Origin of the sequence: Pseudoalteromonas sp. SIMBA_162 (assembly GCF_046535955.1) — a bacterium.
GTDB classification, from domain to species: Bacteria; Pseudomonadota; Gammaproteobacteria; order Enterobacterales; family Alteromonadaceae; genus Pseudoalteromonas; species Pseudoalteromonas marina.
Window position 1 is genome coordinate 1 of sequence record NZ_JAWJBQ010000027.1, and the last position, 22,863, is coordinate 22,863.

Annotated in this window: 21 protein-coding genes and 1 pseudogene; 10 read left to right on the forward strand and 12 right to left on the reverse strand. The window is 39.7% G+C overall.

Features of this window, described 5'->3' with window-relative positions:
• The first annotated feature begins 192 nt into the window (after window positions 1-192).
• The 3 genes from R0J88_RS16330 (at window position 193) to R0J88_RS16340 (ending at window position 2,965) form a co-directional block, all read left to right on the forward strand.
• Window positions 193-915 carry a helix-turn-helix domain-containing protein gene (locus R0J88_RS16330; protein WP_410900460.1) on the forward strand — a complete coding sequence of 241 codons (723 nt, stop codon included), beginning with the start codon at window positions 193-195 and terminating at the stop codon, window positions 913-915.
• Window positions 916-1,262: 347 nt separating this feature from the next.
• A complete protein-coding gene (locus R0J88_RS16335) occupies window positions 1,263-1,853 on the forward strand; it encodes an ATP-binding cassette domain-containing protein (protein WP_410900461.1) in 591 nt (196 codons plus the stop codon).
• Complete coding sequence (locus tag R0J88_RS16340) at window positions 1,850-2,965, forward strand: DUF6136 family protein (RefSeq protein ID WP_410900462.1); 1,116 nt, start codon at window positions 1,850-1,852, stop codon at window positions 2,963-2,965. Before R0J88_RS16335 ends, R0J88_RS16340 begins: the two co-directional genes overlap by 4 nt.
• On the opposite strand, the gene fadE is transcribed toward R0J88_RS16340, so the two are convergent.
• Window positions 2,966-5,422 carry an acyl-CoA dehydrogenase FadE gene (gene fadE / locus R0J88_RS16345; protein ID WP_006794046.1) on the reverse strand — a complete coding sequence of 819 codons (2,457 nt, stop codon included), beginning with the start codon at window positions 5,420-5,422 and terminating at the stop codon, window positions 2,966-2,968.
• A gap of 304 nt (window positions 5,423-5,726) precedes the next feature.
• Here fadE and R0J88_RS16350 point away from each other — a divergent pair, with 304 nt between their 5' ends.
• On the forward strand, window positions 5,727-6,491 hold the full coding sequence (locus R0J88_RS16350) for a class II glutamine amidotransferase (protein ID WP_008132190.1): 765 nt from the start codon (window positions 5,727-5,729) through the stop codon (window positions 6,489-6,491).
• Between the two features lie 28 nt (window positions 6,492-6,519).
• Here R0J88_RS16350 and R0J88_RS16355 read toward each other — a convergent pair whose 3' ends face one another.
• The 5 genes from R0J88_RS16355 to cmoA form a co-directional block, all read right to left on the reverse strand.
• Window positions 6,520-7,248 carry a DUF3108 domain-containing protein gene (locus R0J88_RS16355; protein WP_010557113.1) on the reverse strand — a complete coding sequence of 243 codons (729 nt, stop codon included), beginning with the start codon at window positions 7,246-7,248 and terminating at the stop codon, window positions 6,520-6,522.
• Window positions 7,249-7,264: 16 nt separating this feature from the next.
• On the reverse strand, window positions 7,265-7,912 hold the full coding sequence (gene purN, locus R0J88_RS16360; RefSeq protein ID WP_006794043.1) for a phosphoribosylglycinamide formyltransferase: 648 nt from the start codon (window positions 7,910-7,912) through the stop codon (window positions 7,265-7,267).
• Complete coding sequence (gene purM / locus R0J88_RS16365) at window positions 7,912-8,964, reverse strand: phosphoribosylformylglycinamidine cyclo-ligase (protein ID WP_410900463.1); 1,053 nt, start codon at window positions 8,962-8,964, stop codon at window positions 7,912-7,914. The genes purN and purM overlap by 1 nt, the downstream gene beginning before the upstream one ends.
• Before the next feature lie 191 nt (window positions 8,965-9,155).
• Window positions 9,156-10,124, reverse strand: a complete 969-nt coding sequence (gene cmoB / locus R0J88_RS16370) for a tRNA 5-methoxyuridine(34)/uridine 5-oxyacetic acid(34) synthase CmoB (RefSeq protein WP_305401683.1) — start codon at window positions 10,122-10,124, stop codon at window positions 9,156-9,158.
• Between the two features lie 12 nt (window positions 10,125-10,136).
• Window positions 10,137-10,862 (reverse strand): carboxy-S-adenosyl-L-methionine synthase CmoA, encoded by a 726-nt coding sequence (gene cmoA, locus R0J88_RS16375; RefSeq protein WP_138741089.1) that lies wholly within the window; start codon window positions 10,860-10,862, stop codon window positions 10,137-10,139.
• Between the two features lie 116 nt (window positions 10,863-10,978).
• On the opposite strand from cmoA, the gene R0J88_RS16380 reads away from it, so the two are divergent.
• Window positions 10,979-11,665 carry a DUF3334 family protein gene (locus R0J88_RS16380; RefSeq protein ID WP_006794039.1) on the forward strand — a complete coding sequence of 229 codons (687 nt, stop codon included), beginning with the start codon at window positions 10,979-10,981 and terminating at the stop codon, window positions 11,663-11,665.
• Window positions 11,666-11,875: 210 nt separating this feature from the next.
• On the opposite strand, the gene R0J88_RS16385 is transcribed toward R0J88_RS16380, so the two are convergent.
• The 4 genes from R0J88_RS16385 to R0J88_RS16400 form a co-directional block, all read right to left on the reverse strand.
• A complete protein-coding gene (locus tag R0J88_RS16385) occupies window positions 11,876-12,166 on the reverse strand; it encodes a hypothetical protein (RefSeq protein ID WP_024594965.1) in 291 nt (96 codons plus the stop codon).
• Window positions 12,147-14,183: a PHP domain-containing protein gene (locus tag R0J88_RS16390; RefSeq protein WP_410900464.1), complete on the reverse strand. Its 2,037-nt coding sequence runs from the start codon at window positions 14,181-14,183 to the stop codon at window positions 12,147-12,149. The genes R0J88_RS16385 and R0J88_RS16390 overlap by 20 nt, the downstream gene beginning before the upstream one ends.
• A gap of 71 nt (window positions 14,184-14,254) precedes the next feature.
• The gene (locus tag R0J88_RS16395; RefSeq protein ID WP_410900465.1) at window positions 14,255-14,755 is read right to left on the reverse strand and encodes a M48 family metallopeptidase; all 501 of its coding nucleotides are present in this window, start codon (window positions 14,753-14,755) and stop codon (window positions 14,255-14,257) included.
• Window positions 14,756-14,785: 30 nt separating this feature from the next.
• On the reverse strand, window positions 14,786-15,634 hold the full coding sequence (locus R0J88_RS16400) for a DUF72 domain-containing protein (protein ID WP_410900466.1): 849 nt from the start codon (window positions 15,632-15,634) through the stop codon (window positions 14,786-14,788).
• A gap of 248 nt (window positions 15,635-15,882) precedes the next feature.
• On the opposite strand from R0J88_RS16400, the gene aspS reads away from it, so the two are divergent.
• Window positions 15,883-17,661, forward strand: coding sequence for an aspartate--tRNA ligase (aspS, locus tag R0J88_RS16405; RefSeq protein ID WP_138741093.1), 1,779 nt, complete (start codon window positions 15,883-15,885; stop codon window positions 17,659-17,661).
• A gap of 114 nt (window positions 17,662-17,775) precedes the next feature.
• Window positions 17,776-18,006, forward strand: coding sequence for a hypothetical protein (locus R0J88_RS16410; RefSeq protein ID WP_010557107.1), 231 nt, complete (start codon window positions 17,776-17,778; stop codon window positions 18,004-18,006).
• A gap of 96 nt (window positions 18,007-18,102) precedes the next feature.
• Here R0J88_RS16410 and R0J88_RS16415 read toward each other — a convergent pair whose 3' ends face one another.
• Window positions 18,103-18,426 (reverse strand): hypothetical protein, encoded by a 324-nt coding sequence (locus tag R0J88_RS16415; RefSeq protein WP_006794033.1) that lies wholly within the window; start codon window positions 18,424-18,426, stop codon window positions 18,103-18,105.
• Window positions 18,427-18,648: 222 nt separating this feature from the next.
• On the opposite strand from R0J88_RS16415, the gene R0J88_RS16420 reads away from it, so the two are divergent.
• A complete protein-coding gene (locus R0J88_RS16420; RefSeq protein WP_410900467.1) occupies window positions 18,649-19,368 on the forward strand; it encodes an alpha/beta hydrolase in 720 nt (239 codons plus the stop codon).
• A gap of 50 nt (window positions 19,369-19,418) precedes the next feature.
• Here R0J88_RS16420 and R0J88_RS16425 read toward each other — a convergent pair.
• Window positions 19,419-20,168, reverse strand: a pseudogene (locus R0J88_RS16425) (alpha/beta hydrolase family protein); the annotation flags it as partial.
• A gap of 260 nt (window positions 20,169-20,428) precedes the next feature.
• On the opposite strand from R0J88_RS16425, the gene R0J88_RS16430 reads away from it, so the two are divergent.
• Window positions 20,429-21,268 (forward strand): isopenicillin N synthase family dioxygenase, encoded by an 840-nt coding sequence (locus R0J88_RS16430; protein WP_006794030.1) that lies wholly within the window; start codon window positions 20,429-20,431, stop codon window positions 21,266-21,268.
• A 196-nt stretch (window positions 21,269-21,464) separates the two neighbouring features.
• The gene (locus tag R0J88_RS16435) at window positions 21,465-22,862 is read left to right on the forward strand and encodes a DEAD/DEAH box helicase (protein ID WP_410900468.1); all 1,398 of its coding nucleotides are present in this window, start codon (window positions 21,465-21,467) and stop codon (window positions 22,860-22,862) included.
• The last annotated feature ends 1 nt before the right edge of the window (window position 22,863 follow it).

Here is a 22,863-nt window from a genome sequence, read left to right on the forward strand (position 1 = left end):
CTATCAGCTATCAGCTATCAGCTATCAGCTATCAGCTATCAGCTATCAGCTATCAGCTATCAGCTATCAGCTATCAGATCGACTCTTTTATACTAACCTGCTAATATTCCTTATTATTCTTCATTATTCAGCTTCATATATCTGTATGAATTACCAAGAATCTAACCTCACTTTTAAAAAGGAAGCATTAAGATGAGCACATTAGGTCAACAATTAAAGCAGCTACGACATGATAAAAAACTGAGCCAACCAGAGTTCGCTCAGCAAGTGGGGATAGAGCAGAGTTATTTATCAAAACTTGAAAACGATAAATCAACTCCCTCAAATGAAATATTTAGAGCCTTATTAATAGCATTAAATCTTTCAATTGATGAGTTTATGAAGCCGCTTGTATCAAGTCATGATAAAACCAGACTTATGCAAATACCCGATGTAGAGCTGTGGTATAAAAGTAAAGAAGTAAAGAGCTCAGCCACGCAGCGTAAGGTTATTTATCTCGCAATGTTTTTAATATCTATTGGTTGTGCGTTGTTTTATGCAGGACATGAAAACTATGTGTTCAATGAGCGCTTTTACGAATATAAATCACAAGGTGTGATCAAAACAGATGAACCTCTGAATGTTTTTACTCATTGGAATATTTATATTATTGAGTCGAATCGAGAAAAAAGAGATGAGAAAAATCGGGAAATGCAGGCCAGAAGGGTACCAAGTTTTAAGTTAATGGATGAGTATGTTGGTGAGTCATTTGTCGAAGACGTTGAGGGAGGTAAACGTGTGTATAATGCAAATGAACTCCCAAGGACCTTGTCACATGCGGGCAATAGTTGGTTTGAATTTATCGGCATATTTACTGCTGTGTTTGGTTTGGTTCTTGCTGTACTTGAGCCAAAATTAACACGCCACCCACACTAAGTATTTTAATTAAAAATACGCAGTTTAACTTTCAGTTTAGCCCCAGCTTCGTGTGGCTTAGGTAATTTTATAAGCAATTATACAATCAGCTCGATAAGTCGCTAATACTTAAAATATTTAAGGATAATATTTAAATTACTTTAAAGAGTGTATGTGCCTTGTAACTAAGTCAAAGCACCTTATCTGTTTAAACAATCTTAATTTTGAAAAAGCACAAGGGTAGTCGCCGTTAACGGTATCGGTGGTCTCAGGGCTTCTGATGTCGTTAGTGTTATCTGTAGCTGTTGTGATGGGCTTTGTTTCTCATTAAAACTTTATACTATAACGCTAATTTATAAGGATATTTTATGATTGAAGTCATTGGTTTAAATAAGCAATTTTCCAACAATGTAGTTTTTAAAAATTATAACCAGGTTTTTTCAGATCAAAAACTCTGCATAGAAGCACCTAATGGCCACGGTAAAACCACCTTACTTATGATGCTAGCGGGGCTTGATAAACCGCAAAGTGGCTCACTTCTGTTTGCGGGGAGGGAGTTGAATGAGCCCACAAAAACAGTGGCCATAGCCAGTGACCGTATTACGTTACCTGATTTTTTAACAGCCCATCAAATTATTGATTTGTCTGTTCGTACAGTCGACTGCCCGTGGCCACATGAGCTGGTTAAAGGGTTTAGCTTTACAGCATTTTTAAATACGCGTTTTGATGCTTTGTCCTCGGGTAACCAAAAAAAGTGTCAGCTAATATTAGCGCTAATGCGAAAGTCACCGTATTTACTACTTGATGAGCCAAGTGCTGCGCTTGATCAAACAAGCATTGAGCACCTTTTACAATTACTCGATGTGTATTTAAATGATAAGCCTAATGGGCAAATTATTATTACTTGCCATGAGCCGGCTGTATTTATTGAGCATGGCTTTAAGTGTGTTTCGCTATGAGTTTCGCGAGCGTGAAAGGTAAGCTTGAGCAGTATCGTGCATTTATGAGTTATCGGTACCTAGCATACACGTTTGAGCTTAAGCAGCTGCTACTGCAGTTAAAAAGCTTTGGTTTGATATTTTTAGTGGTGTTGGGTTCATCTATTTTAGGCTTGGTGTTGTTGCTCTTTTTGGGCCTAGGGAAAATTATAGATAGTACAAATGCACCTGCATATGGTGCCCAAATAGCCTTGTTTTATTTGTTATTGCAAAGTGTGATGTTAAGCGCGATTAAGTCGGCAATTAAAAATAGCAAGCAACGGCTATTTCAACACACAATAGCTTGTCCTAGCTGGCTGAACATAGCAGATATTAAATTATTACTTATTAGTAATGGCTGGCTTATAGCGAGTCTGTTGATAGCGCTTGATTTAACCTGGGCTCAGTGGATAAAAGTACCGCATTTTTTTGTTTTTATGTTTATACAGTTAGGTTTAGGCATTGTTTGTTTATACAAACCTAGCGCGCTCGTTTATGGATTTACTTTAAGTACTTTATTTTTGTTTACTCCTTTTGAGTTATCGCCGCTAATTTATCATTTGGGTTTTGCAATTATCTTTCTTTTAAGCGTATTCATTCCTGTCATTAATATAAATGGAATGACGAGTGTTCGGTCTTTATTTAGCTTTTGGTTTTGTTACTTCATAAACCATAGTTGGACATTAGTATGGCGTATATCGTTGCTTTTGTGTGTATTTATGGCATCGGCTGAGTTATTAGCAAAGCGGCCAGATCTTGTGAATATAATAGGCGGTGTGGCGGTTGCTTTTATTGTACTTTTTAGCAGCTCATTACAATTTGATTGTACTAAAGTTCATGGACAATATCGGTTGTTTTTTAAAATGAATCAAAAGGCACAAGCGTTTTATGTTAGCCAGTTTATACCCAGTATGCTTTTGTTTTTAGCAGCCTTTATAGCCTATAGCATTACGTTTGAGAGATTAAACAGCACTTTGCTAAGCCTGGGGTTTGTGTGGTGTTTATTGCAGGTTTATTTTGCACAAAAAAAACCAGCGCATTATGCGCTGGTTTGGATTATTTCTAACGTTGGGTTGCTTGCTTTACTAAACTAGTTAAGCGGCATCCACTTTTGTAATAACGCTATCACGTGCTGCTTTACCTGCAAGCAAATCAGCAGGGTCAAAATCGTCTACGTTGATTACGTCTAAACGAGCTTGCTCTACAGCAGCTAGCTTATCGGCCTCGGCTTGGCTTAAAATACCTGCTTCAAGCCCCATTTGCGCCACTTTATCAAGTTGGAAAAACGGTAGTTTCACACCTTTCTCTTTACATACTCTTTCAAATAACGGCTCTACCTCTAGTACGTCTTTAAGCGTTTGCTCCTGACGACCTACAAGATTAAGAGGCTCATTTGTTAAGTATACATAACTTGCTAAACGGTTACGTGTTTCGCTAGGTACTTGTAAGATTTGAGCTAGTTTATGCTCTAACTTATCAGTCGGTTTGCGCACCGGGCGACCAAACGGGAACAATAACACTTTTAATACGCCACGAAGTGGTGCAGAAGGCATATTGTTAATTAAATCAGCAAGCGCACGTTGACAGTGGTAAAGGTGATCCTGACAGCTCCATTGAACAAGCGCAAAATCTTCTTTTTTACGGCCTTCGTCGTTGTAACGCTTAAGCGTTGCAGATACTAAGTAAAGGTAGCTAAGTAAGTCACCTAAACGTGCAGAAATACGCTCTTTACGTTTAAGAGAGCCGCCAAATACAGCCATGCTAATATCTGACATAAGTGCTAAAGAAGCACTAAAGCGCGACGCTATACGGTAAAACTCAGCTGTTTCGTCATGGTAAGGCACACTTGTAAAGCGAGCACCTGTAAGGGCTAGCCATTTAGTACGCACTAGGTTTGACATAGTAAAGCCTATATGACCCATTAGCGCTTTATCAAATACGTTAAGCGCTTCTTCGCGGTCTTCAATTTCGCACGCACCTAGCTCGGTTAGTACAAACGGATGACAGCGAATCGCACCCTGGCCGTATATGATCATATTACGGGTCAGGATGTTTGCACCTTCAACGGTTATGGCAATAGGTGCACCTTGGTAGCCACGACCTAGATAGTTATTTGGACCAAGCATGATCCCTTTACCGCCAAGAACGTCCATTGCATGGATTGTTGCATCGCGCATTTGTTCGGTTAAGTGATATTTAATAATCGCTGATACAACAGATGGTTTTTCACCTAAATCAACCGCACCAGTCGACATACTTACTGCAGCATCTGAGCTGTATGCGTAACCGGCAAGTTTAGCCATTGATTCTTCAACACCTTCCATTTTACCAATAGGTAAACGGAATTGACGACGAATACGGCTGTATGCACCCGTAGCGGTTGCAATCATTTTAATGCCGCCGGCAGAGTTAGACGGTAATGTAATTGCACGGCCTACCGATAAACACTCAACTAGCATGCGCCAGCCTTGGCCAGCCATATCTGGCCCACCAATAATGTAATCAAGAGGTACAAAAATGTCTTTACCGCGAGTAGGACCATTTTGGAATGGTACGTTAAGCGGGAAGTGACGACGACCAATTTCTACTCCAGGAGTATCTGTTGGGATCAATGCACAGGTAATACCTGGCTCTTTTACATCACTTAATAAGCCATCTGGATCTTGTAATTTAAATGCAAGACCAAGCACCGTTGCCACAGGCGCAAGCGTGATATAGCGCTTGTTCCACGTTAGGCTTATACCTACAACTTCTTCACCGTTCCATTGTCCTTTACACACAACACCGTAATCAGGGATTGAACTTGCGTCAGAGCCTGCTTCTGGTGATGTTAATGCAAAACATGGAATTTCTTGGCCGCTAGCTAAGCGCGGTAAGTAATGGTCTTTTTGCTCTTTTGTACCATAGTGTTGTAATAATTCACCTGGACCTAACGAGTTTGGAACACCAACAATTGACGAAAGTAATGTTGATTTACTCGTTAGTTTTTGAAGTACACAAGACTGAGCAAACGCAGAAAACTCTAAACCGCCGTATTCTTTTTTAATGATCATGGCAAAGAATTTATTGTCTTTGAGGTATTGCCATACATCTTGCGGTAAATCAGTTAGCTCGTGAGTTGCTTCCCAATCATCTAGCATGCTACATACTACTTCAACAGGGCCATCTATAAAGGCTTGCTCTTCAATAGTAAGTTTAGGCACAGGGTATTGGTGTAGCTTTTTCCAATCAGGGTTACCGCAAAATAAATCAGCTTCCCACCAAGTTGTACCCGCATCGATAGCTGACTTTTCAGTGTCAGACATGCTCGGTGTTACTTTTTTGAATACCGTAAAGATAGGTTTGATGATGTATTGCTGGCGAATACCAGTAACTGAAAGAGGCACTGCGATGATCAAAAAGATCAACCAGCTAATTAAACCAAAAGCACCTGCGAAGGTACCGATTAATAATGTTGCAGCAGAAACACCAAGTGCTGTGTTCCAACTCGCTCTGTGGTAAATCGCAGTGCACAGCAGCACGATTAAACCGAGTGTAAATATGAGTGTCATTTTAATTCCTTAATAGAGGTCAGACCACCTCATTTAGAGTAGCGCTAGTCAGCTTAAGTTTCAAGTAAATTAGCGTGTAAAATTATAGTAAAAAGTCAGAAGTTTTGCTTTACAAAATACCTTTTAAGGGGACGGATAGTGCTTTTTGCCATACACATTATGTTTTTTATTAATTCAGAGCGTTAAAAATTTATAATTCAGGTAGCCATAATGATTTTTTTAAGTAAATATGCAACTAATTTAGAAAATTTTTTTTGTAAAATTTACTGCTATTTATCCGTACTTTTTGAGGGCTTTTTTATAAATGTGTGAATTACTTGGTATGTCTGCCAATGTGCCTACTGATATATGTTTCAGTTTTGCAGGGCTATTAGAGCGTGGTGGTAATACGGGGCCACACAAAGATGGATGGGGCATTACGTTTTATGAGGGAAAAGGGTGTCGAACTTTTAAAGACCCAGAACCAAGCTACCAATCAGAAATTGCTAAGCTTGTTAAAGCCTATCCTATAAAAAGTGTGTCGGTTATTAGTCATATACGTCAAGGTAATCGCGGGCGAGTATGCCTTGAAAATACCCACCCGTTTACGCGTGAGCTGTGGGGGCGAGAAATAACCTATGCACACAATGGGCAGCTTTCAAACTATCACGATTTAAAACCTGAATATTATCGTCCAGTGGGTAATACTGACAGTGAACTCGCTTTTTGTTGGTTGCTTGATAAAATTCGTGAAAAATACCCTAAACGACCTTCTAATATGGCGTCTGTTTTTAGATACGCTGCCAAGCTTTCTCACACGCTGCGTGAAAAGGGCGTATTTAATATGTTGTTGACCGATGGCGTATTTGTTTTAGCGTACTGCACAAATAACTTACATTACATAACGCGCCGTGCGCCTTTTGGTAAAGCTACATTAATTGATGCCGATATGGTTGTTGATTTTCAAAAAGAGACAACCCCAAACGATGTGGTAACTGTCATTGCAACAAGGCCGCTTACTAACGATGAGCGTTGGCAAAAAATGGAGCCAGGCGAGTTTTCGTTATTTAAAATGGGTGAGCTTATATAGTTCACCCATTTTGCAAATAAATCGTTAGCTAGTTCGCTTGAAGGTTTTTAGTGTGCTCAGCTGTTGCGGTTGGGGCGGTCACAGTAAAAGAGTTCATTTGAACTTCAAACTGCTCAGTCCCTTTTTCACCTTTCCACATGCGCACAAGCATGTAATCCATCTCAGGTGCAAACCAAGCGAGGGCTTGTCGTTTGTCGGTATCGTATAAACGTTTTACTTTAATTGCCTCTATGTTACCTATAGGCAAAGAAATCATCTCTGTGCCTACCACTTCAAAGTTATAATCTCGGCGGTTACCTTTTTTATCAACAAGCGGAAACGAGAAGTTGGTTTCGCCTTTCTTTAACCCTTCACGAACCTGAACTTGATACGAAATGGCATCTTGAAAATCATCAGTCCACTCGCATTTTAGCGGGTACTCACTGTTACTGCTGGTAACAATTTCATTCTCTTTGTCAAAATCAATTTTATAGTTTTTATCAGGACCTGTTCCTTTACGTACCATTGAATAATGATCAGGAGAGACCTTACCGTCTTTAAACGTAAATTTAGAGGTTTCTTTACGCGAGTCAGAAAAAATCATCCACTCAATGTCACTGTGGTAGGTTAATTCATAATTTTCATCATCAAGCTTTTTAAGAGAACGAACTGCCGTGCCGTGATTGCTGCCTTTACGCAAAATATCATACTTGGCTTCGTATTGAGTCAATTCGCCTGCAATAAGGCTTGTTGGAAGTAAAGCGCCCGCACATAGCATTAGGGCGCTTATTTTTTTATTGTGGGTAGTGCGCGCCGTGTGCAGGAAGTTGTTTTTTGTCAAGAACCGCATAATCTGCTTCCATAGTAAGTCTTTGTTCACTGAACCATTTGACCACCAAAGGATAAATTATATGCTCTTGTTCGTGCACGCGCTTTGCTAATGTGTCTGCTGTATCATCCTTGAGTACAGGTATTTGCGCTTGAAGAATGACCGGACCACCGTCTAATTCTTCAGTTACAAAGTGAACACTTACGCCATGAACATCGTCTTTTGCATCAATTGCTCTTTGGTGGGTATTCAGCCCCTGGTACTTAGGCAACAAAGATGGATGAATGTTCAACATTTTTCCAATATATTTTTGCACTAAGCTAGGTGTAAGAATACGCATAAACCCAGCTAATACAACTAGATTTGGTTCAAAAGAGTCAATAACGTTCATTAACTGCGCGTCGTAGGCCTCGCGCGAGTCAAAATCTTTATGACTAAGTACTTGCGTTGCAATGCCTGCATTTTTAGCACGTTCTAGGCCATATGCGTCTGCTTTATTGCTAATAACAGCCGCAATATGTCCGTTTATCTCGCCACGTTCACAGGCATCAATGATGGCTTGTAAATTAGAGCCACTGCCTGAAATTAAAACTACTAGACGAGTAGGTGCCATTACTTAGCACCACCTACGATGTCTACTTGCTCTTCACCTGGTGCCGCATCTTGGATTTCGCCAAGGTGCCAAGCGTTTTCACCTAAATCTTTAAGCATAGTTAAGCTTTGCTCAAGTTTATCGGCAGGAACAACCAAAACCATGCCTACACCACAGTTAAATGTACGGTACATTTCATGTGTAGTAATATTACCGTTTTCTTGTAACCAGTTAAAAACACTTGGCCACTGCCAGCTATCGCCTTTAACCACAGCTTTAGCTGATGCAGGTAATACGCGTGGAATATTTTCCCAAAAGCCACCGCCAGTAATGTGCGAAAGGGCATGCACGTCAACGTGCTTAAATAACTCAAGTAAAGGTTTAACGTAAATACGTGTAGGCTCTAATAAATGCTCGCCTAATGTTTTACCATCAATTATTTGATTGGTGTCGGCGTTAGATACCTCAAGTACTTTACGAATTAAAGAAAAACCATTTGAGTGTGGGCCACTAGAGGCAAGGGCAATAAGCTGATCGCCTGCAGCTACTTTAGTGCCATCAATGATTTTTGATTTTTCAACCACACCGGTACAAAAGCCTGCCATGTCGTAGTCTTCACCATCATACATACCTGGCATTTCTGCTGTTTCGCCACCAATTAGGGCACAACCTGAAATTTCACATCCTTTACCAATACCTGTTACTACGTCGGCTGCTGTGCCTATGTCTAGTTTACCCGTTGCATAGTAATCTAGAAAAAACAGGGGTTCAGCACCTTGAACAATTAAATCGTTTACACACATAGCTACTAGGTCAATACCTACGGTATCGTGCTTTTTAAGGTCAATTGCCATACGCAATTTAGTACCCACGCCATCAGTACCCGCTACTAATACAGGTTGTTTATAACCTTCAGGAATTTCGCAAAGTGCGCCAAAACCACCAATTCCGCCCATCACTTCAGGACGACGGGTTTTTTTAACTACGCCTTTAATACGCTCAACAAGTGCATTACCAGCGTCGATATCTACGCCCGCGTCTTTATAGCTAAGAGACTGTTTTTGTTCGCTCACAGGTTTTCCTCAAAATAGTTGTTTTGGGTTGCTTAGAAACGCGCGTATTTTACAACAATTGCACCTGCGCGGCTAGCGTAAATATAGGTTTGAAATAATTAACAAGGACACTTGTCCGCTGTTTGTTGTTTAAATAAACAAAAAAAACGCCCGTTGGCGTTTTTTTAGTATTAAAAGCGTTAAATTAACCGCTATGCTTTGGCGGTTAGTATCGCTCTAAGTGGAGCAGGGTAGCCTTCAATGGTTTTACTGGTGTCGGTTGGGTCTAAAAAATCAACTAACGATTCGTTTTCCATCCAATCGGTTTTTCGTTGTTCATCAAGCGTGGTCATTGCGCAATCTTTTATTTGCACATCTTTAAAGCCAACGCGCTCCATCCACAGTTTTAATGCAGCAGTACTTGGAATAAACCACACATTGCGCATTTTTGCGTAGCGGTCGGTAGGCACGAGTACTGTGTTTTCATCGCCTTCAATAACTAAGGTTTCAAGCACTAACTCGCCGCCCGGGCGAAGCTGAGCTTTTAACTGCGCTAAAAAATCAATTGGTGAACGACGATGATAAAGCACCCCCATTGAAAATACCGTATCAAAGGCTTTAAGCTCTGGCAGGGCTTCTACACCTAATGGTAATAAATGCACGTTTTCGTCGGGGTTGAAGTGTTTAATTGCCTGAAACTGGCACAAAAATAAGTCAGAAGGATCAATACCCACTACAAATTCGGCGCCTTCTCCGCGCATGCGCCATAAATGATAGCCAGAGCCACAACCAATATCTAACACTGTACGGCCTTTTAATGGTTCAATATGTGGAAGGAGGCGATCCCATTTCCAATCACTGCGCCATTCGGTGTTTATTTCAATACCGTGCACACTGAATGGGCCTTTTCGCCAAGGCATCATGCGCTTTAATAAGTGTGTAGTTTGCTTTTGTTGGCCTTCACTCATTTCCCCTGGTGCGCCAATTTCTACTTTAGTGGCTATATCAACGTGAGTTGTGTTTATTTCAGGCAAATTTTTAAGCACTTTTTGCCATTGTGGTAAATCACCATGGCTTGCCTCTAACTGCCAATGTTTTAATTGGGCGGGTAGCGTTTCTAGCCAGTGGCTAAGTGGGCTTTGTGCAATTGCAGCGTAAAATTGGTTAAACCATTGAGACATAAATTACTCTTTTTATTTAATTGCTACCATTGAGCAAAAATTAAAACATTGATACCACACTTGTGTTTGGCTAAAGCCAATATCACTTAACCTATTAATATGTGTGCTGAGTGTATCGGGGCGCATAACGTTTTCTATTGCTGTGCGCTTTTGGCTTATTTCAAGCTCAGAGTAGCCATTATGACGCTTAAAATCGTGATGCAAATCGATTAATAAGTTATCGCATTGCTCGTTTTCGGCTTTAATTTTTTCACTAAGTAGTAATACACCACCGGGCTTTAAGTTAGCGTAAATTTTTTCAAGCACAGCTTGGCGCTGTGCATGGGGTATAAACTGCAGTGTAAAGTTCATTGCTACAACCGATGCGTTTTGAATTTCAAGCTCGTTAATATCGCCAAGGGTAACAGTAACCGGCACGTCCGATTTAAACCCTTGTAAATGCATTTTACAACGCTCAACCATGGCTTGTGAGTTATCTACTGCAATAATGTTGCAATTATCGGTGCGAATATTACGGCGCATGCTCAGCGTAACCGCGCCCAATGAGCAGCCTAGGTCATACAAGTTAGAATTACTTTGAGCGTATTGGCCCGCTAATTTACCCATAGTGCTTACAATGGTGGCATAACCAGGCACTGATCGCTGAATCATATCAGGGAATACTTCAACCACATTTTGGTCAAAGCTGAAATCTTTTACTTGTTGCTCAGAGGCGTAAATACTGTCTTTTATGGTCACGAAGGCAGTCTCTTTAAAAATAATAAGGTTATTTTAACATTTTATGCTGGATAGTCAGTGATAAATTCAGTAGGTTGGCTAGAATTATGAATAATAAGTACAAAAGAGAACGTTAAATGAGCAAAAGTAAAGTTATTAGCACCGACGATATACTAGCAACGCTTTGTCACTCTGTGACAGGGGTACTTTCATCAGCAAGCGGTAACGAAATAAGTTACTCGGCCATGGTTCAAAAAATAACACGCACCTGCATGCGACCAGACATTGGTTGCTTTGTATTGTTTGATGGCGGCTTTACAGGGCTTGTTGTAACCAACTTTACATCGCAGGCTGCAATGGAAATCTACGGCGACTACATGCGCAACATGGGTATGCCAGAAGAAGAAATTGCACACAGTCACTTGTCAGACGATGTTTCAAACGTAATGGGCGAGTTAATGAACCAAATAGTAGGTGACTTTACTTCTAAGGTTCGCGAGCAATTACATACCTCTATTACGCAAAATCAGCCAAAAATGATGGCGATTAATAAACAAGTGCAAATTTCGGTAGATACCACAATGGATCGCCCACAAGCACGACGTGTTACTTTTACTACACGTAATCAAAATATTTTTTACCTAGAACTGGCAATGGATAAAACAGAGTTTATTAAACTGCACGATTTTGACATTATTGAGGCCATTGACCCTGATGACATTATTGAAAACGAAGCAAAGCAAAAAGCTGAAAAAGCGCAGGCTAAAAAAGAGCCCGTGCAAGATGATGCCGATGACGACTTTATGGCTGAGTTAGGGCTTTAATGTTATGTAGGTTGGGTAAAGCAAAGCGAAACCCAATACGCTTTTGAGCTGTCAGTTTTAAGCTATCAGATTGAAGCTGTCAGTAGTCAGTAAGAAAAGTAACTCAAACAAAAAAGCGCGATTTGAAATCGCGCTTTTTCAAGTTGATGTGTCAGATCTTGTCTGAACTAATACAAATTATAAATACAATGCTAATAGTTACATTTGCTCTTATTCTTTATATTTCACTAAGGCTTCTTTAAATAAATTTTCACTCTCGTCTTTGAAGCGAGATTTTTGTTCGTTCAGTTCTGTAAATTTAGCTTGAAGATTTTTATAAATTATCTCATGCGCTTTATTTTTAACTTCGTTGTCGATAGGGCTATCTAGTTCAAAGCCATGTTGTAAACCACTTGTTATTATTTTTAGTATATCTTCTTTGGTTATTTGATCAAGTAGTATCCACTTATTCCCGTCCACCGAAAAGTAGCCCTTACCACTTTCAATCTGCAAGCATTTCATATTCATCTCTCCTTGTTAAATAAGGTGTTTTACCCGCCTCTAAGCAATCAAGTAATACCTTATGGTTGTGAGTTTTATCACCATCCAGGTTAACAAGGTATTTGTCGTTAGGATAGCCAGTGTAAATTTCATATTGAACACTGGAGGGTCCATTTTTTTTACTTGTGTAAATCAAATAATCAGGCTTAATTGACGCCCCTACAGTACTATTGTGAGTAACAATTATTACGGGCATGAACTTTGACATTTCTTTGATTAACTTATTTACTTTGTTGTATAAAAAAACATTGTCAAATGATGATTCTGGTTCATCTATCAGTAATAAGTCATATTGGCTAGCATCGCTAATTTCTTGAAGTAGCCTATATTCTGAACGTTCGCCGCCAGAAACTGTATAACCTGATGAATTTAAAATATCGTAACTAATTTTAGCGAAATGTTTGTAGTAATCAGTTTCAGATAATCCCGATATTTTTTTTAATTCGGATAAATATTCATATCCGTTAATGTCGTAACTTTTAAATGCATTAGCAAAAGATATTTGTTTATTGAGAACAGCTCCAAGCTCTCTGGCGAAGTTAAATGTCCCCCTTTTAGCAACTTTTAAAAAGCCTTGAATGTCTTGTCTTATAAATTCTTTACTGATTTTTAAGTTCTCAACAACATCATTAAATTTATTTACTTTTTCAATATCCAAGACATGTTCATACAAATTTATTTCGGTAACAGGTGAGGCCGCAGTTCGCATTTGAAGTTCGCTTTTTATATTATCTACGATATCGTTAACATATGCTTTTTGAAGCTCAGACTCTTTGGTTTTATTGTATTTTTCAATTAAATCAACAGTTAAGTAATTTAAGCTGTCGCTAGAGATGTGCTTATTGATTATGTGTTGATATTCAGAATTGTCGGCTAAAGTAATACTTGCTTTGATAAGCTCTTGTAAGGATAACAAATTATTCGTTTGGAATTTGGACTCAGTAAATAACTTTACTTTTGCGAAAGAGTCTAGCTTATCCGCCTCTGAGGCATGTTTTAGTAATGAGTTAACAAAATTATCCAAAGTTCGGCTTGAGTTATCCAAATCAATATCTTTAATCTTATCAACGACCTCTTGGAACTCTTTTAAATAGTTTTGAGTTATTTGCGAGTGGCTAGTAGTCAGGCGATTTGAAAAGTCTTTCTCATCATCTAAATCTTTTTGTAATAAAGAAAATTGCCTTACATATTTTACACGAATATCGTCAGTGGTATTTTCTTCTTCTATTGAATTCAGTGTATGTGACTTTCCACTTGATCTTTCTCCTAATATCACATTTAATCCAGTGGACAGCTTAAGCCCATTATTGAGAGCATTGAAAAACTTGTGCCCCTCTTCTTTTGATAAATGCACCTTTTGTTTGTCTTTTAAAGCTCGTTTAACTGACTTAAGACTAATTTCGCCAACGTTTATATAAGTTTGTCTTGCAGGTATTTTATGAAGTCTCTCTTCTATTCTTAAATCACTAAAACATACAGGGACTAAAGCATCAGGATCTTTAATACAATAGATAAATTTTCTAGCACTGGATACTTCTCCCGCACTAATTAAATGCTGTAGTTTACTTAGGGTATCTGTATGTATTTCGGGAGACTTTTTATAATGTGGGATTAATAAGTAATCAGAAATTCGCGGAAAAATTTCTTTTAATTTTTCAACATTTATAGAGGTGTTTCTGTCGGGTATTTGTTCCTTAACTAGTTGACATTTTTCTGAGAAATCTAATAGCTGATCATCTTCTGCAATCAATAAAATATGAGTTCCTTCAACATCTATTTCTATACCTGGGAAAACTTTAATACTGAGTTTTTCTTGGATTTCATAGAATTGATTGAGGTCAAACATATTGTGGTTTGTGATTGCAATAGCGTCTAAATTACCTTCTTCGACGTACCATTTTAAACGCTCAATAGAAAAAGAGAAATTACGATCGCTTGGTGTTGAAACTGTATGTAAATGAAGGTCTATTTTTTTCATATGCTATCCATTGCTAATCACTTTAATTCAAAACATTACCATGGTACTGCTAAGTTTTTCTACAAGTATATTTAATAGCCATAAGGATTTTCTCCCATCGCAACCACCACACAAAAAATCCGTAAGTCTAACTCTAGCTGGTGGTATTGTGGCTCCATGTGGCAACACAGCTTATAAAAGCTTTTGTTGTGGTCTTTTTCTTTAAAATGGGCTAGTTCGTGCACAACCAGCGCTTTTAATAATGGCTCGGGGGCACGCAGTAAGTCGCTGTTGATGGCTAAATCGTGTTTACGGGTTTTACCTTGCATGCGGTAGGTGTGGGTACCGAGTGCATTGGTGACCATATCACCTTGTTTTTTAAACGCTGCGCGGCCAAAAGGTGGGGCGTTTTTTAAATACTGCTTTTTAAGTTCTGTTGCGTAGCTGTAAAGCAGTTTGTCGCTGGTAATAGTATGTGCATCTGGGTATTTTTTAAGTAAGTAGTCACATACCTTATTGTTACTAATAAGACTTAATACTTGCTCAACAATATTTGTAGGGTAGCCTGTAAAGTAACGGGCGTATTCACTCATTTTTATATCTCTATATTTTTGTTTTGATTTTTAAAACAGGGCGTGCTGCTGCGCTTCTTTTTCGCCGCTGAACGGGTTGAGTACTGGGTGATTATACCCAAGATCTTTACAAAATTGACGTGCAAGTAGTGGCGACTCACGATTATCGGCTGTATGAAAAAACACATAAGGGGATTTACCCTCATCAAGCCATTGTTTTACTTTACTCAGCCACGGTTTATAAAAGGCTTGATAGTCGTTTTGTAAATCAGCAATCACAAACCGCGCCATAGGCTGCGAGCCAGTAGCTATTGCATGTACTGGTAAGTGAGGTTTTTTTTGTTGGGCGTCTATTAGCGCTTCGGTGGTTGGCTTTACTGCAAAAAGCGCCCGTGTATCCATTGAAATGCGATTTATGTTATTAGCCATTAATAGTTGGTTGAGTGCTACTTCGGCTTCACCCTTTTTAAAAAAATCAGCATGGCGGACTTCTACACCATAGGTAATCTCTTTAGGCAGTAAGCTAATAAAGTGTGCCAACTTGGGTAAATCGTTCGGGCCAAATGCTTTGGGTAGTTGCAGCATTATTTGCCCTGTTTTTTCAAGCAAAGGGGCAAATAATGTAAGCCAGTCGGTAAGCTCTGTTTGTACGTTGCTAAGCGCTAGCTCGTGGCTAAAACGACGATGAAATTTAAAGGTAAATCTAAAATCGTCAGGTACGCTTTGTGCCCAGCGCAAAACAGTACTAGGTGATGGGTCGGCGTAAAAACTGGTGTTACCTTCTACCGAATTAAAATGCTGTGCGTATTGGCTTAGCATGTCGGCGTTTTTACATTGGCTTGAAAATAAATTGCCTTTCCATGCACTGCTAGACCACTGAGGGCATCCAATATATAACATAAGAAATAGCTGATAAATTACATCGTGGCGCCAGTGTAGCAAATACCAACAGCGCCTGCTTTAAATTAACACCAACACACCAAACACGCCTAGCATCTTCAACCTACTTGGGTATAATGCAGGGCTTAATTTGAATATTCTTAGATTGCTTACGGCTTTATTTGAAGTGTGGTAGCTCTTTTTTAAATTATGCGCCTATAAAAACAAATAATTTTTACCGTTGAAGCCTTTTATCTGACAGGAAAACTATGCGCTCTATATACTGCGGACAGCTAAATAAAACTCACGTAGATCAAGAAGTTGAACTATGTGGCTGGATCAACAAACGACGTGACCTTGGTGGACTTATCTTTGTCGATTTACGCGATAGAGAAGGTTTAGTACAAGTTGTATTTGATCCAGAAGTTGAAGGACTTATGGATACAGCGAACAAGCTTCGCCAAGAATTTTGTGTTCAGTTAAAAGGGGTTGTACGTGCTCGCCCAGAAAGCCAAGTAAATAAAGATATGGCAACAGGCGAAGTGGAAATTTTAGGCACCGAGCTTACAATTATCAACCGCTCAGAGCCATTGCCGCTTGATTTTAACCAAACAAACTCTGAAGAGCGCCGCTTAAAGTACCGCTACTTAGACCTTCGTCGCTTAGAAATGAGCGACCGCATTAAATTACGCGCTAAAGCAAGCAGCTTTGTTCGTCGCTTTTTAGATGAAAACGGCTTTTTAGACATCGAAACACCGGTACTTACAAAAGCAACGCCAGAAGGTGCTCGCGATTACTTAGTACCAAGCCGTGTGCATAAAGGCAGCTTTTACGCATTACCGCAATCGCCACAATTATTTAAACAATTGTTGATGATGTCAGGTTTTGATCGTTACTACCAAATTGTTAAATGTTTCCGTGATGAAGATTTACGTGCCGATCGCCAACCTGAATTTACTCAAATAGATTTAGAAACCTCGTTCATGAGCTCGGATCAAGTACGTGGTATGACTGAAAAAATGATCCGTGAAATGTGGCAATCGTTACTCAACGTTGACTTAGGCGACTTCCCAATTATGCCTTACTCTGAGGCAATGAGCTTATACGGTTCTGATAAGCCAGACTTACGTAACCCAATGAAATTAGTAGACGTTGCTGATTTAGTGAAAGATGTTGAGTTTAAAGTATTCTCAGGTCCTGCAAACGACGAAAAAGGCCGTGTTGCTGTATTAACAGTACCGGGTGGCGCTAAGCTTTCACGTAAGCAACTTGATGATTACACTAAGTTTATTGGTATTTACGGTGCTAAAGGCTTAGCATGGATGAAAGTAAACGACCGTGATGCAGGCGCTGAAGGCGTGCAATCGCCAATCGCTAAATTCTTAAACGAAGATGTGATCACACAGTTACTTGAGCGTACTAATGCACAAACTGGCGATATCATTTTATTTGGTGCAGATAAGCGCAACACCGTAAATGAAGCCATGGGTGCACTACGCCTTAAAATTGGTGTAGATCTAGAAATCACTAATCTTAACAGTTGGGCACCACTTTGGGTTGTAGACTTCCCGATGTTTGAAGAAGATGACGAAGGCACATTACACGCTGTGCACCATCCGTTCACTGCACCAAAAGATATTAGCGCGAGTGAGCTTGAAGCAAACCCTGCAGCGGCTATCTCAGATGCATACGATATGGTATTAAACGGCTACGAAGTGGGCGGTGGCTCGGTACGTATACATAATGCAGATATGCAAGAAGCAGCATTTAGAATTTTAGGAATTGATGCACAAGAGCAACAAGACAAATTTGGCTTTTTACTTGATGCCCTTAAATACGGTACACCGCCACATGCAGGTTTAGCATTTGGTCTAGACCGTTTAGTTATGCTTTTATGCGGAACAGATAACATTCGTGACGTTATTGCTTTCCCTAAAACTACACAAGCGTCTTGCTTATTAACCGACGCACCAAGCAAAGCGAATAATGATTCGTTAACTGAGCTTGCAATAAGTGTGGTAGAAAAATCAGCCGCAAGCGAAGAGTAATTTGAGCTGAGTTTACAGCATTGTATTTAAAACCCTTAAGTTGTTTGCTTAAGGGTTTTTTTGTGGTTAAATTTAGCGCAGACTATAATTTAACCACTATGAAAAGGAATTCCCATGTCAATTAATCTCACTTTATTTGGCGAGTTTTTAACATTTTTCATCTTATTTTGTATTCCTATTTTTGCGCTTATTAGCTACAAAATTGGCAAGCGAAAAAGCACCAGCCCAGGCGTATTAGCTTTTGTAGGCGGGTGCTTAGCATTATTTCCATTATTTGGGCTTATTTATATTGCAGTGCTTGCGCTAAGAAAAGATTTACCAGAGAGAGGCGACTACAGCCATTGATAATTGTGAAGAGGAAAGCGTTAAGTAAAAAGTGTAACTAAAACATTAGAAGCAAAGACGATGCCTAAGCTTCTAAACGTTACATGCGTTGTTTAATTATCGGCTAGGGCCATTTTTATTGCGTGCACTGGCTAGTTGCCTAGCAATTGCTAGTAACGCTGGCGAAATATCGTCAGCGCCATTTTTAATTAAAGCAGTAACATCACCAGATGAAAACAGCCCATCACGCGGTGATTTAATTCCTAATTCACGAACAAAGTCCTTTGTTTTACCTGTACTGCCGGTTTCAATAAACTTAAATATAATGCGTTCATTGTTGTTTTTAGCGGGTGTTTTTAATGTGCTAATTTCATCATTAATTAAGGCTAACTTTTCTTCTAGAATTTCAATGCGCTGTTCAATGGTGCTGTATGATTTCATGTATCGGATCTTTTACTGAGTATATTGGAACAATTGCCTCTATTATCGCACAATTTTGTGTTTGCGGCTGTTAGTCTTTTTCAACATTTTTTAATCTACAATTTAAATGTAAATAAATTTGGTATAACCACACAGACCACTATTACTTTTAAGGCTGTTATTAAGATTATAAAACGCCTAAACTAACCCACATTAATTATAATAAACAATACGTTAAGTAATATGCATAAAACACTTTTTTACCTCACACTTCTTTTCACAAGTGTAAGTTCCTATGCCAGCGAGGCATATATTACAGACATTAGCCGTGATCGTGAGATCCCAATTAGCATTTCGTTGCCAACAAATAACGTTAAATGCAGCAAACAAAATAAATGCCCAGTTGCCTTTATTAATGCAGGGTATGGTATGGGTCACAATAGCTATACTTTTGCCAGTAATGAATTTAACAAACAAGGCTATTTAGCCATTGCAGTGGGCCATGAATTAAAAACAGATCCTATGTTAAATGTGCGTCCACCTTATATGGCAACTCGCATGGAGAACTGGCACCGCGGTGTGGTCACCCTCAAGTTTTTAGTTAATGAATTAGCAGCCAAATACACAGAGTATGATTTTTCAAAGCTCACTTTATTTGGTCATTCTAATGGTGGAGATATTTCAGCCTTGTATGCTGCAATGTATCCTGATGAAGTCAGTGATTTAATTACGCTTGATCATCGCCGCATGTTGCTGCCTCGTAATAAAGATATTCGTGTACTTACCCTTAGAGGTAGTGATTACCCGGCAGATGCCGGTGTGCTCTTAAGCGAAAAAGAGCTGAGTGAGTTTCCGGTTACTCAATTACGTATAGAAAAATCGCGCCATAACGATATGTATGATGGTGGTCCTGACTGGTTGGTTGATAGAATAAGTAAAGAAGTTGCTAACTTTATGAATTAGCTGTTTAACGCGCCGCTTTAGCAGCGCGTAATGGTGAGTTTTCCTTATGCGTAATTTACGTAGCGGTTTGCCCAATGTGCAATAATTGTTGCCGCGTAGTCGGCATCGTTTTTATTAGTCAGTAAATGATCGGCATTATCTAGACTAATAAAGCTTTTTGGATGCTTAGCGGATGCGTAAATTTTTTCAGCTTCAGTAATATTTACGGTTGTATCAATCGGTGAGTGCATGACTAATAAAGCGCGTTTAAGTTTACTTATGTGGCTTTTATCGTATTTAGCTATATCGTCGATAAATTGCTTTTTAATGGTTAATTCACGCCCAGCTAAACTCACTTTTGCTTCGCCAGCTGCGTTTATTTCATCTAAATGGGCTTCAAAATTATGTGCTACATGTTGTGCATCTGACGGTGCGCCAATGGTTGTAATAGCTGTCACCTCAGGAATATATTGTGCAGCAGCAAGCACTGCGGCACCCCCTAAACTGTGACCAATGAGTAATTGCGGTGCTTTAAAGTGCGCTCGTAAATGATCAACAGCAGATACTAAGTCTTGAATATTTGATGAAAAGTTACTGTTTGCAAAGTCGCCATCGCTGTTGCCTAGGCCGGTAAAATCGAAACGAAGTACAGCGATTCCTTGCTTTGTTAAAGCACGACTAATACGTGTTGCTGCTGCAATGTCTTTACCGCAGGTAAAACAATGGGCAAAGAGGGCATAAAATTTTACTTCATCATCGGGGAGTTCAAGTTGTCCGGCAAGTTCTAAATTACCACTTTTAAAAGATACTTTTTGTCGCATGGGTCGCCTTTTTGAACAAATAAAATACGTTGTAATACTAGACCATACATATGCATCAATGTGTGCAAATTCAATCGCTTTTATTTATTGATCTTGATCAACGCACCCTTTGATGGGGGCGCTTTGCGGACATATGTCCTTATGTTTTTGGGGCTGTTTGTCTATCCTCGCATGGCGCTATAATGAAGTCCTTGCTACTTTATATACATAAAAGTACTTGAAGTATCTAACTTCAAACAACCTATTCACTGGAACGTACAATGCAATTACCTACTGTTGATTATAAAGCTCCCGATGCGGCTGCACAATTTGTTGAATCGTTAAGAAATACTGGATTTGGTGTTTTAAAAAACCACCCAATTCCACAGTCTTTAGTTGAGTCTATTTACAAAAACTGGCAAGACTTTTTTAACTCAGAGCAAAAGCACGACTTTTTATACTCTAAAGAAACACAAGACGGTTACTTTCCGCCTTCAGTGTCTGAAGTAGCTAAAGGCTTTACCGTTAAAGACATAAAAGAGTACTTTCATGTTTATCCAAAAGGGCGTGTACCTGCCGAACTTGAAGCTGACGTACGTGAGTACTACCGTTTAGCAAACGAGTTTGCTGCAACACTTTTAAGCTGGGTTCAAGCTGAGGCGCCTGCCGATGTGCGTGCTAAGTTTTCGATTGATCTAAAAGACATGATTGCAGACTCTGATCAAACATTGCTTCGTATTCTACATTACCCACCAATGACGGGTGATGAAGAGCCAGGCGCAATTCGCGCAGCTGCACATGGCGACATAAACTTACTAACTGTATTACCAGCGTCAAACGAGCCGGGCTTACAAGTTCAAAAAACAGACGGCGGTTGGTTAGATGTACCATGTGATTTTGGTAGCTTAATTATTAACATTGGCGATATGCTGCAAGAAGCATCTGGCGGTTATTTCCCGTCTACTATTCACCGAGTTATTAATCCAACAGGCAAAGCGTCTACTAAGTCGCGTATTTCATTACCGCTGTTTTTACACCCGCGCCCAGATGTTGTACTTTCAGAGCGTTACACCGCAGATAGCTACTTGCAAGAACGTTTACGCGAGCTAGGTGTTAAGTAATGCCTAAGCTTAATTAAGCCTTACTTTTAGGTTTTTAAGCATTAACAAAAAACGGCTTTTAGCCGTTTTTTGTGTTTTAGGCTTAGCAATATATGGCTTCAATTGAGTGCAAAGTAAATAATGGCATGCATTCTAGCCCACTACAGGTATAATGCGCGCAACTGGCCGTTTTGGCCTTATTTAAAAGAGAGTTTATATGAGTTTTGAAGGTCTAGGTTTATCACAGTCTTTAGTTAATGCGGTTTTAGAAAAGGGCTATGAAACGCCAACGCCAATTCAGGCTCAAGCAATTCCTGCAATTATAGAGCGTCGCGATGTAATGGCGGCAGCACAAACTGGCACAGGTAAAACAGCGGGTTTTACGCTTCCACTTATCGAACGTTTATCTACGGGCCCAAAAGCAAAAAGTAACCATGTACGTGCGCTTATTTTAGCGCCTACACGTGAACTTGCACTTCAGGTAAGCGAAAACGTTGAAGAGTACGCTAAGCATTCAAACGTGAGTTCGTTTGTTGTGTATGGTGGGGTTAAAATTAATCCGCAAATGCAGCGCTTGCGTAAAGGTGTCGATATTTTAGTGGCAACGCCTGGGCGTTTAATTGATTTACATAATCAAAATGCCGTTAAGTTTGATAGCGTAGAAGTGCTCGTTTTAGATGAAGCCGACCGCATGCTCGACATGGGGTTTATTCACGACATTAAACGCCTTATTGCTAAAATGCCTGCTAAGCGCCAAAACCTCATGTTTTCGGCTACGTTTTCAGATGATATTCGAGCGTTAGCTAAAGGATTAATAAACGATCCGGTTGAAATTTCAGTCGCTGCAAAAAACACCACAGCTAAAAGTGTAACGCAAAGCGTTTACGCGGTAGATAAAGGCCGTAAAACAGCTTTACTAAGTCATTTAATTCTTAGTAACGATTGGCAGCAAGTTTTAGTATTTAGCCGCACTAAACACGGTGCAAACCGATTGGTTAAACAACTTGAGCGCGACGATATCGTAGGCGCAGCTATTCATGGTAATAAATCACAAGGCGCACGTGTAAAAGCGTTAGATGGTTTTAAAAGTGGCGAAGTACGTGTACTTGTTGCCACTGATATTGTGGCACGTGGCCTTGATATTGTTGAGCTTCCGCATGTTGTTAACTACGACTTACCAAATGTGTATGAAGATTATGTTCACCGTATTGGCCGAACAGGACGTGCGGGTGCATCGGGCCATGCAATTTCGTTTGTTACAGTTGATGATGCAGTCGATTTATACGGTATTGAACGCTTTATTGGTGAGCTTATTCCTCGTGCTGAAGAAGAGGGCTTTGAACCAGTAAACCCAGTAGCAGAACGCGCATTAGACGCACGCCCATTACCTGCTAAAAAGCCAAAGAAAAAGCAACCTTTTAACAAGCCTAAATCTGATAGCAGTAAGCCAAATAGTAAAAAGCCAAATAATGGCGGCAACGGTACTGGCCCTCGTCGCGGTGGCTCTAAAAAGCCTGCTGCTAAAAAAGATGATAACGCACAAAATCCCTGGGCAAAGCGTCAGTCGGTAGGCGGAAACGGTCAGCGCCGTCGCCGTCCAAATAATAATGACTAAT

What these genes read in the sequence shown, in the direction of transcription:
- R0J88_RS16330 (WP_410900460.1), top strand. Translation starts at nt 193, where the DNA reads ATGAGCACATTAGGTCAACAATTAAAGCAGCTACGACATGATAAAAAA.
- R0J88_RS16335 (WP_410900461.1), top strand. Translation starts at nt 1,263, where the DNA reads ATGATTGAAGTCATTGGTTTAAATAAGCAATTTTCCAACAATGTAGTT.
- R0J88_RS16340 (WP_410900462.1), top strand. Translation starts at nt 1,850, where the DNA reads ATGAGTTTCGCGAGCGTGAAAGGTAAGCTTGAGCAGTATCGTGCATTT.
- fadE (WP_006794046.1), bottom strand. Translation starts at nt 5,422, where the DNA reads ATGACACTCATATTTACACTCGGTTTAATCGTGCTGCTGTGCACTGCG.
- R0J88_RS16350 (WP_008132190.1), top strand. Translation starts at nt 5,727, where the DNA reads ATGTGTGAATTACTTGGTATGTCTGCCAATGTGCCTACTGATATATGT.
- R0J88_RS16355 (WP_010557113.1), bottom strand. Translation starts at nt 7,248, where the DNA reads ATGCTATGTGCGGGCGCTTTACTTCCAACAAGCCTTATTGCAGGCGAA.
- purN (WP_006794043.1), bottom strand. Translation starts at nt 7,912, where the DNA reads ATGGCACCTACTCGTCTAGTAGTTTTAATTTCAGGCAGTGGCTCTAAT.
- cmoB (WP_305401683.1), bottom strand. Translation starts at nt 10,124, where the DNA reads ATGTCTCAATGGTTTAACCAATTTTACGCTGCAATTGCACAAAGCCCA.
- R0J88_RS16380 (WP_006794039.1), top strand. Translation starts at nt 10,979, where the DNA reads ATGAGCAAAAGTAAAGTTATTAGCACCGACGATATACTAGCAACGCTT.
- R0J88_RS16385 (WP_024594965.1), bottom strand. Translation starts at nt 12,166, where the DNA reads ATGAAATGCTTGCAGATTGAAAGTGGTAAGGGCTACTTTTCGGTGGAC.
- R0J88_RS16390 (WP_410900464.1), bottom strand. Translation starts at nt 14,183, where the DNA reads ATGAAAAAAATAGACCTTCATTTACATACAGTTTCAACACCAAGCGAT.
- R0J88_RS16395 (WP_410900465.1), bottom strand. Translation starts at nt 14,755, where the DNA reads ATGAGTGAATACGCCCGTTACTTTACAGGCTACCCTACAAATATTGTT.
- R0J88_RS16400 (WP_410900466.1), bottom strand. Translation starts at nt 15,634, where the DNA reads ATGTTATATATTGGATGCCCTCAGTGGTCTAGCAGTGCATGGAAAGGC.
- aspS (WP_138741093.1), top strand. Translation starts at nt 15,883, where the DNA reads ATGCGCTCTATATACTGCGGACAGCTAAATAAAACTCACGTAGATCAA.
- R0J88_RS16410 (WP_010557107.1), top strand. Translation starts at nt 17,776, where the DNA reads ATGTCAATTAATCTCACTTTATTTGGCGAGTTTTTAACATTTTTCATC.
- R0J88_RS16415 (WP_006794033.1), bottom strand. Translation starts at nt 18,426, where the DNA reads ATGAAATCATACAGCACCATTGAACAGCGCATTGAAATTCTAGAAGAA.
- R0J88_RS16420 (WP_410900467.1), top strand. Translation starts at nt 18,649, where the DNA reads ATGCATAAAACACTTTTTTACCTCACACTTCTTTTCACAAGTGTAAGT.
- R0J88_RS16430 (WP_006794030.1), top strand. Translation starts at nt 20,429, where the DNA reads ATGCAATTACCTACTGTTGATTATAAAGCTCCCGATGCGGCTGCACAA.
- R0J88_RS16435 (WP_410900468.1), top strand. Translation starts at nt 21,465, where the DNA reads ATGAGTTTTGAAGGTCTAGGTTTATCACAGTCTTTAGTTAATGCGGTT.